The sequence below is a fragment of the Polaromonas sp. YR568 genome, assembly GCF_943369415.1.
Classification (GTDB): Bacteria; Pseudomonadota; Gammaproteobacteria; order Burkholderiales; family Burkholderiaceae_C; genus Polaromonas.
In genome coordinates, this window is sequence record NZ_CALRNF020000050.1 from 25957 (window position 1) to 34309 (window position 8353).

The 8353-nt window shown below is 64.6% G+C and carries 7 protein-coding genes; 4 read left to right on the forward strand and 3 right to left on the reverse strand.

Annotation, left to right across the window (positions count from 1 at the left end; translation table 11 throughout):
- The first annotated feature begins 17 nt into the window (after positions 1 to 17).
- Both ACLV74_RS23385 and ACLV74_RS23390 read left to right on the forward strand, forming a co-directional pair.
- Positions 18 to 917 (forward strand): MBL fold metallo-hydrolase, encoded by a 900-nt coding sequence (locus ACLV74_RS23385; protein WP_411881825.1) that lies wholly within the window; start codon positions 18 to 20, stop codon positions 915 to 917.
- A gap of 4 nt (positions 918 to 921) precedes the next feature.
- Complete coding sequence (locus tag ACLV74_RS23390; protein ID WP_411881826.1) at positions 922 to 1317, forward strand: nuclear transport factor 2 family protein; 396 nt, start codon at positions 922 to 924, stop codon at positions 1315 to 1317.
- Between the two features lie 64 nt (positions 1318 to 1381).
- On the opposite strand, the gene ssb is transcribed toward ACLV74_RS23390, so the two are convergent.
- Positions 1382 to 1879, reverse strand: a complete 498-nt coding sequence (ssb, locus tag ACLV74_RS23395; RefSeq protein ID WP_411881827.1) for a single-stranded DNA-binding protein — start codon at positions 1877 to 1879, stop codon at positions 1382 to 1384.
- A 53-nt stretch (positions 1880 to 1932) separates the two neighbouring features.
- A complete protein-coding gene (locus tag ACLV74_RS23400) occupies positions 1933 to 3168 on the reverse strand; it encodes an MFS transporter (protein ID WP_411881828.1) in 1236 nt (411 codons plus the stop codon).
- Positions 3169 to 3402: 234 nt separating this feature from the next.
- Here ACLV74_RS23400 and uvrA point away from each other — a divergent pair, with 234 nt between their 5' ends.
- A complete protein-coding gene (gene uvrA, locus ACLV74_RS23405; RefSeq protein ID WP_411881831.1) occupies positions 3403 to 6516 on the forward strand; it encodes an excinuclease ABC subunit UvrA in 3114 nt (1037 codons plus the stop codon).
- Positions 6517 to 6594: 78 nt separating this feature from the next.
- On the forward strand, positions 6595 to 7524 hold the full coding sequence (locus ACLV74_RS23410) for a DMT family transporter (RefSeq protein ID WP_411881829.1): 930 nt from the start codon (positions 6595 to 6597) through the stop codon (positions 7522 to 7524).
- A gap of 627 nt (positions 7525 to 8151) precedes the next feature.
- On the opposite strand, the gene ACLV74_RS23415 is transcribed toward ACLV74_RS23410, so the two are convergent.
- Positions 8152 to 8353, reverse strand: a 202-nt coding sequence (locus ACLV74_RS23415) for a hypothetical protein (RefSeq protein ID WP_411881830.1), incomplete at its 5' end; no start/stop codon positions are given.

Below are 8353 nucleotides of genomic sequence, written 5' to 3' on the forward strand. Positions count from 1 at the left end.
GAGAAGAAGGAAAAACCATGACAACACGAAGAGAAACCCTCAAAACTGTAGCTGGCGCGGCTGTCGCGACGGCCATCCTGGGAGTGAAAAGCGCTATGGCTGCAAATACCAACCTGACCTTGAAACATTTCCCCGCCGGCGAGCACGGATTCTTCCGTGCCCCGGTACTGATCTCCGGCGAGCGTGAAGCCGTCCTGATCGATGGGGGCTTTACGCTTCCCGACGGCAAGGCGCTGGCAGAGGCCATCAAGGCCACCGGCAAAAAGCTCTCGACGATTTACATCAGCCAGAGCGATCCTGATTACTACTTCAGCCTGGCGCCCATCAAGGCGGCATTTCCCGACGCCAAGGTGATCGCCGCACCGGCCACCATCGCGGCCATCAAGGGCAACGTGGAAAAGAAGCTGGCCACCTGGGGCCCGCAGCTCCAGGAAAACGGTCCGCAGGCCCTGGCGGACATCGTGATGCCTGAAGCCTTTAACGGCCGCAGCCTCACCCTCGAAGGCCAGGCCCTCGAGATCGTCGATGCCGACGGCCTGGCCAATCGCCGCTACATCTGGGTGCCTTCGCTGAACGCCATCTTTGGCGGCGTGCTGTTGTTCTCCGGCGTGCACGTGTGGACCGCCGACACACAGGGCGCCGAAGCCCGCGCCGCATGGGTGAAGACGCTTGACGCCATGGCCGCGCGCAAACCCGCCGTGGTCGTCCCCGGCCACATGGCGGTCACGGCGGCGGTGGACGCAAGCGCGATCAAATACACGCGCGACTACCTCGTGGCTTTCGAGGAAGTGCTGGCCAAGGCCGCCGACAGCGGCGCCCTCATCGCGGCCATGACCCGGCGCTACCCGAACGCCGGCATGGGCGTGGCCCTGCAAATCGGCGCCAAGGTCGCCAAGGGCGAGATGAAATGGGGTTGACGCCATGATGTCGAACCTCGACATCGTCCGCGCCCACTACGCGGCCTCGGCCCAGGGGAACATCGACGCAATGATGGCCCATGTTTCGCCCCAGGTGCGCTGGACCGAGATGGCGGGCTTTCCCTGCGCGGGCACCTGGGTCGGGCCGCAAGCGGTGGCCGAGAACGTCTTTGCTGTGCTGGGCCGGGACTGGGTCGGCTATCGCTTCGAACTGCAAAGCCTCATCGACGGTGGTGAGCACATCGTCGGTATGGGGAGCTACCACGGCACTTACCGCGCCACGGGAAAGGACATGCAGGCCCGTGTGGCCCACGTCTGGCACCTGCGGGAGGGGAAGGTCGTGGCCTTTGAGCAATTCACGGACACGCTGCTGGTCCGTCAGGCCATGAGCAGCGAATAAGAAAAAGCCCGCCCTCCTCCAGGAGCGCGGGCTTCAATCAAAAGAGCTTTTCCGTGTCTGGTATTTAGAACGGAATGTCGTCGTCCATGTCGTCAAAACCGCTGGCTGCCTTGGAGGCCGCGGGGGCCTGGCGCGGTGCGGCTGCCGCCGGCGCGCGCGCCGGTGCTGCGGACTGGCGCGGCGCTTCGTAGCCACCGCCGTCGTCACCGCCGGGCCCGCCCATGCCCTGGCGGCTGCCCAGCATCTGCATCTGGTCGGCGCGGATTTCGGTGGTGTATTTCTCGATGCCGTCCTTGTCGGTCCACTTGCGCGTGCGCAGCGAGCCTTCGACGTAGACCTGCGAGCCCTTGCGCAGGTACTGGCCGACGATTTCAGCCAGGCGGCCGTTGAACACCACGCGGTGCCATTCGGTGGCTTCCTTCATTTCGCCGGTCTGCTTGTCCTTCCACTTGTCGGTGGTGGCGATGGTGACGTTGGCGACCTGGTCGCCGCTCGGGAAGCTGCGCATTTCGGGGTCACGGCCCAGATTGCCGACGACGATGACTTTGTTGACGGATGCCATAAGGTTTCTCCTGAGCTGGTCTACAGGGGCGGGCCCTGCAATTTATGAATAACTCACAGTTTAACTGGCCGGCCCGGCAAAGCCTCGTCACCCGGGGCGGGCGCCGCGGCCGCCTGGCGACCGGGCGCCCGCATGGGCCAGGCCACCAGCAGCCACAGCAGCATCAGGCCACCGCACACCACAAAAAGCCCCTGGGCGCCGTGCGCCTTGGTGATCCAGCCGCCGATGGCGCCGCCGGCGAAAAAGCCCAGTGACTGCAGGGTGTTGTAGACGCCCAGCGCGGCGCCCCGCGCATGGGCGGGTGCCAGCCGGGAGGCCAGGCTGGGCTGGGTGGCTTCCAGCACGTTGAAACCGCAGAAAAACAGGAACAGCAAGCCGGCCAGCGCGGCCAGGCCGTGGGGGGCGGCGGCCGAGGGCGCCACCCACAACAGGCCCAGCTGCACCGCAAAAATCAGGCCCACGGCACCCAGGAACACGGCACGCAGGTAGCCGCGCCGCTCCAGCGGGAACAGCGTGACGCCCATCACCAGGAAGGACGCCAGCACCGCCGGCAGGTAGACCTGCCAGTGGCTGGCCTTGTCCAGCCCGGCGCCGACCAGCAGCGCCGGAATCGCCATCCACATGGCCAGCTGCACCGCATGCAGGATGAAGACGCCGAAATCCAGCCGCAGCAAGGCCGGGTCCTTGAGGACTTCCAGCACGCTGCCGCGCGGCCGGTTGGCATGCTCGACCGGCTCGGGCGGCACCCACCAGATGACCACCGCGATACCGGCCAGCGCCAGCCCGCCGGTCAGGGCAAACAAGCCGTGCAGGCCGATATAAGACGCCAGCAGCGGCGCGATGACCAGCGAGAGCGCGAACATCAGCGCGATGCTGCCGCCCACCAGCGCCATGGCTTTGGTGCGCACCTCGTCGCGTGTGGAATCGGCCAGCAGCGCGGTCACGGCGGCCGAAATGGCGCCGGCGCCCTGCAGCGCGCGGCCGGCGACAAGCCAGTTCAAATCGGGCGCCCAGGCCGCGATAAAGCTGCCCAGGGCAAAAATCACCAGGCCGGAAATGATCACACGCTTGCGGCCCCACCAGTCCGAGGCAATGCCGAAAGGGATTTGCAGGATTCCCTGCGTCAGCCCGTAAATGCCCATGGCCAGGCCGATGCGGGCCGGGTCGTCGCCGCCCGGGTATTTGGCCGCTTCGAGCGCGAACACCGGCAGCACCAGGAACAGGCCCAGCATGCGCAGCGCAAAAATCGACGCCAGCGAGGCGCTGGCGCGCCGCTCGGTGGCGGTCATGGGATAGGAAGGCGGGACGGGGGAGGCTGGCGGCACGGTCTATGGAGGGAAAGGGGGTCGGGAGCCTGTGCCGCGAATCCGCGGCTGGAAGGCCTATTGTCTTTGAATTGGCCCGCGACCCGCCAGAAGGCGCGGGAAGAACGGAGAAAGGTGCGGTGAGGGCGCCAACATCCCCGAGCCCCCGGCACCGGGGGAGTACACCGGCGTATGCCAGAAAATGCGCATCCGTCTATGATGGAGGGTTTTGCGGCGCCCCACATAGTGAACTCCTCCACCGACGGCAAATACCTCTCTCCCGAAGCCGCTGAAGCGGCTCTTGCGGCCGAGGGCCGGCACGTGGCCGAGCCCGCTGGCCGCTACCTGGCCCAGGCCCTGGCGGCCCAGCGCATCAGCATTCGCGGCGCGCGCACCCACAACCTCAAGAACATCGACCTCGACATTCCGCGCAACCAGCTGGTGGTGATCACCGGGCTGAGCGGCTCGGGCAAGTCCAGCCTGGCCTTCGACACGCTGTATGCAGAAGGCCAGCGCCGTTACGTCGAAAGCCTCTCCACCTACGCGCGCCAGTTTTTGCAGCTGATGGACAAGCCCGACGTGGACATGATCGAGGGCCTGTCGCCCGCGATCTCCATCGAGCAGAAGGCCACCTCGCACAACCCGCGCTCCACCGTGGGCACGGTGACCGAAATCCATGACTACCTGCGCCTGCTGTTCGCGCGCGCCGGCACGCCGTTCTGCCCCATCCACGATCTGCCGCTGCAGGCGCAAAGCGTCAGCGAGATGGTCGACGCCGTGCTGGCCCTGCCCGAAGACACCAAGCTGATGATCCTGGCGCCGGTGGCGCGCGACCGCAAGGGCGAGTTCGTCGACGTCTTCGCCGAGATGCAGTCCCAGGGTTATGTGCGCTTTCGCGTCGACGGCACGGCCTATGAATTCGACGACCTGCCCAAGCTGAAGAAAACCGAGAAGCACAACATCGACGTGGTCATAGACCGCATCAAGGTGCGCGCCGACTTGCAGCAGCGCCTGGCCGAAAGTTTTGAGGCCGCGCTGCGCCTGGCCGACGGCAAGGCGATTGCGCTGGAGATGGACACCGGCAAGGAACACCTGTTCAGCGCGAAGTTCTCCTGCCCGGTCTGCGACTATTCGCTCAGCGAAATGGAGCCGCGGCTCTTTTCCTTCAACTCGCCGGTGGGCGCCTGCCCGACCTGCGACGGCCTGGGCCACATGGAGTTTTTCGACCCGGCGCGCGTGGTGGCCTTCCCTTCGCTGAGCCTGGCCAGCGGCGCCGTCAAGGGCTGGGACAGGCGCAACGGTTATTACTTTTCAATGCTCGAAAGCCTGGCCAAGCACTACAAGTTCAACATCGACGCGGCCTTTGAAGACCTGCCGGACAACGTGCGGCAGGTCGTGCTGCACGGCTCGGGCGACGAGGAAATCAAGTTCAGCTACGTGATGGACTCGGGCAACTTCGCCGGCAAGAAGATCAGCAAAAAGCACCCCTTCGAAGGCGTGATCACCAACTTCGAGCGCCGCTACCGCGAGACCGATTCGGCCGCCGTGCGCGAGGAACTCGCCCGCTACCGCAGCGTGCAGCCCTGCCCCGACTGCGAAGGCACGCGCCTGCGCACCGAGGCGCGCCACGTCTACCTGGTCAGCGCGCCCGAGGGCGGCGCCAAGCCCGAACGCAAGGCGATCTACGAGATCAGCCACGCCACCCTGCGCGAAAGCTTTGAGTATTTCAGCGTCCTCAAGATGGAAGGCGCCAAAGCCGAGATCGCCGCCAAGGTGGTGCGTGAAATCGGCCTGCGCCTGAAGTTCCTCAACGACGTGGGCCTCAACTACCTGAGCCTGGACCGCAGCGCCGAGACGCTGTCGGGCGGCGAGTCGCAGCGCATTCGCCTGGCTTCGCAAATCGGCTCGGGCCTGACCGGCGTGATGTACGTGCTCGACGAGCCCAGCATAGGCCTGCACCAGCGCGACAACGACCGCCTGATCGGCACGCTCAAGCATCTGCGAGACATCGGCAACAGCGTGCTGGTGGTCGAGCACGATGAAGACATGATTCGCGCGGCCGACCACGTCATCGACATGGGGCCGGGCGCCGGCATCCACGGCGGGCGCGTGATGGCCCAGGGCACTTTTGAAGAGGTCAAGAACAACCCCGATTCGCTGACCGGCAAGTACCTGGCGCAGACGCTGAAAATCGCCGTGCCCAAGCGCCGCACGCCCTGGCTGCCGACGGTGAAAACGGTGGAAGCCGCCGAGAAGAAAAAAGTCTCGCGCTTCCCGCAAAGCCCGGCCGCAGAACGCCGCGCCGCGCGCGAGGCCGTGCACCAGGCCACGCTGGGCGAGATGCAGGCGCTGCGCGTCATCAACGCCACCGGCCACAACCTCAAGGGCGTGAGCGTCGAGTTCCCCGTCGGCCTGCTGACCTGCGTAACCGGCGTTTCCGGCTCGGGCAAGTCCACCCTGGTCAACGACACGCTGTACACCGCCGTGGCGCGCACGCTTTACCGCGCGCATGAAGAACCCGCCGCGCACGAATCCATCGAAGGCATAGAGCACTTCGACAAGGTCATCAACGTCGACCAGTCGCCGATTGGCCGCACGCCGCGCAGCAACCCCGCCACCTACACGGGCCTCTTCACGCCGATACGCGAGCTGATGGCCGAGATGAACACCGCCCGCGAGCGCGGCTACGGCGCGGGGCGCTTTTCCTTCAACGTCGCCGGCGGCCGCTGCGAAGCCTGCCAGGGCGACGGCGTGGTCAAGGTCGAGATGCACTTTCTGCCCGACGTGTACGTGCCCTGCGACGTCTGCAAGGGCATGCGCTACAACCGCGAAACGCTGGAAGTCCAGTACAAGGGCAAGAACATCGCGCAAATCCTGGACCTCACGGTCGAGGTCGCGGCCGAGTTCTTCAAGGCCGTTCCCACCATAGCGCGCAAGCTGCACACCCTGCTGGACGTGGGCCTGTCCTATATCAAGCTGGGCCAGGCCGCGACCACACTCTCGGGCGGCGAGGCGCAGCGCGTCAAGCTCGCGCTGGAGCTGAGCAAGCGCGACACCGGCCGCACGCTCTACATTCTCGACGAGCCGACCACCGGCCTGCACTTCGCCGACATCGACCTGCTGCTCAAGGTGCTGCACCAGCTGCGCGACGCGGGCAACACGATTGTGGTGATCGAGCACAACCTGGACGTCATCAAGACGGCCGACTGGCTGATCGACATGGGCCCCGAAGGGGGCGCCGGCGGCGGCACCGTGGTGGGCGTGGGCACGCCGGAAGACATCGCGGCAAATCCCGCCAGCCATACCGGGCGTTACCTCGCGCGCCTGCTGTAATTTTTGTTGATGCGTCCGGGCGCGCGCCGCGCCCGGGCCGCGCCTTTCTTCTTCTCTTCCTTTGATGGGACCCAGGTTTTGAACAGCTCCACGTTTTTCACCCAGCGCAAAGTCGTTTTCCTGCTGGCCTCGCTGTGCTGCCTGCTGTGGGGCAGCGCCTACCCGGCGATCAAGAACGGCTATGCGCTGTTCCACATCGCGGCGAATGACATCCCCTCCAAGCTGGTGTTCGCGGGCTGGCGTTTTATTTTTGCCGGCCTGGTGCTGCTGGTGTTCGCCCTCCTCAGCCGCAAGCCGGTGTTCCAGCTGGACGGGCGCACCTTCGGCCAGGTCACGCTGGTGGGCCTGACACAGACCAGCCTGCAATACGTGTTCTTCTATATCGGCCTGGCCTATGCCACGGGCGTGAAGAGTTCGATCATGAACGCCACCGGCACTTTCTTCAGCGTGCTGCTGGCGCACTACATCTACAAGAACGACAGGCTCAGCTTCCACAAGGTGCTGGGCTGCGTCGTGGGTTTCGCGGGCGTGATGGTGGTGAACTTCAGCGCGGGTTTGCTGACGTTCGACTTCACGCTGCTCGGCGAAGGCTTTGTGGTGATCGCCGCCTTTGTGCTGTCGGCCGCCAGCATCTACGGCAAGAAGGTGTCCCAGCGCGTGGACTCGGTGGTGCTGACCGGCTGGCAGCTGGCGATCGGCGGCCTGGCCCTGCTGCTGATAGGTTTCGCCACCGGCGGCTCGCTGACGGGCTTTACCGTCAAGTCCACCTTGCTGATGGTCTACCTGGTCGTGCTGTCATCTGCCGCGTTTTCGCTGTGGACGATTTTGCTGAAGTACAACCGGGTCAGCATGATCACGGTGTTCAACTTCATGGTGCCGATTTTCGGGACCATGTTGTCGGCGGTGTTCCTGGATGAGAGTTTTCTCGAGTGGAAGAATGGGGTGGCGTTGGTGTTGGTTTGTTATGGGATCTGGTTGGTGACGAAGGAAGAGAAGGTTGTTAGCTGAGTTTTATTTTTGCTCCGGCGGTGCGGTTCCTGCTGAGACTTGCTGGCCGGGAGTGGCCCGGCGGCCAGTAACTTTCTTTTGCTTCGCCAAAAGAAAGTTACCAAAGAAAAGGCGACCCTGGTTGCTGCGTCCCCTGCGCTTCGCTCCGGGGCAACCTGCGGTGCTCGGTTCAGGCGGGGTCTCGCTAAACTCGCTACGCTGCGCTTCGCTCAAACAACGCGATCCCTGATCCGCCTGAACCTGCGCTCCTCGGCGCATCCACAAGGGGCAATCGGGAGCGGGAGCGGGGACAAAACAAGGCAGCGCAAGAGCAGACCGCGATGCGGGGCCAGGAATTTACTCCCTCTCCCTCTGGGAGAGGGCAGGGGCTGAACGCTGCGGCTCCAGATGCGCCTGCGCGCATCTGGACAGCGCGAAGAAGCCCAGGCTCAGCCTGGGCTGCGGTCTGCAAGACAGGGTTGGCGGCGGTTGACGTGTAGCTGCGGGTGCGAAGGCTGCTGGCCCTTACCCTAACCCTCTCCCAGAGGGAGAGGGGACAAGAAGGGTTTCTGTCTTCGGCTGTCTGGCATTTCTCCTCCCCCGTTCCCACCCCTTGTGGATGCGCCGAGGAGCGGAGGGCCAGACGGATCAGGGCAAAAACTTGTTTGAGCCGCAGGCGAGTTGTTTTTGACCCCGGCTGGACTGTGCTGGTCTAATTTCAAAAGACATCCCGATGAGGGAAATCAATGTCTGAGAGGAATAGAAATGACCAAAGCCAAGACCAGGCGATCGTTCGATGCGGCGTTCAAGGTGCAGATCGTCAAGATGATTCGAGAGCAGCACCTGAGCG

Excerpts from the sequence above, each read along its gene's own strand:
- ACLV74_RS23385 (WP_411881825.1), top strand. The coding sequence starts at position 18 with ATGACAACACGAAGAGAAACCCTCAAAACTGTAGCTGGCGCGGCTGTC.
- ACLV74_RS23390 (WP_411881826.1), top strand. The coding sequence starts at position 922 with ATGATGTCGAACCTCGACATCGTCCGCGCCCACTACGCGGCCTCGGCC.
- ssb (WP_411881827.1), bottom strand. The coding sequence starts at position 1,879 with ATGGCATCCGTCAACAAAGTCATCGTCGTCGGCAATCTGGGCCGTGAC.
- ACLV74_RS23400 (WP_411881828.1), bottom strand. The coding sequence starts at position 3,168 with ATGACCGCCACCGAGCGGCGCGCCAGCGCCTCGCTGGCGTCGATTTTT.
- uvrA (WP_411881831.1), top strand. The coding sequence starts at position 3,403 with ATGGAGGGTTTTGCGGCGCCCCACATAGTGAACTCCTCCACCGACGGC.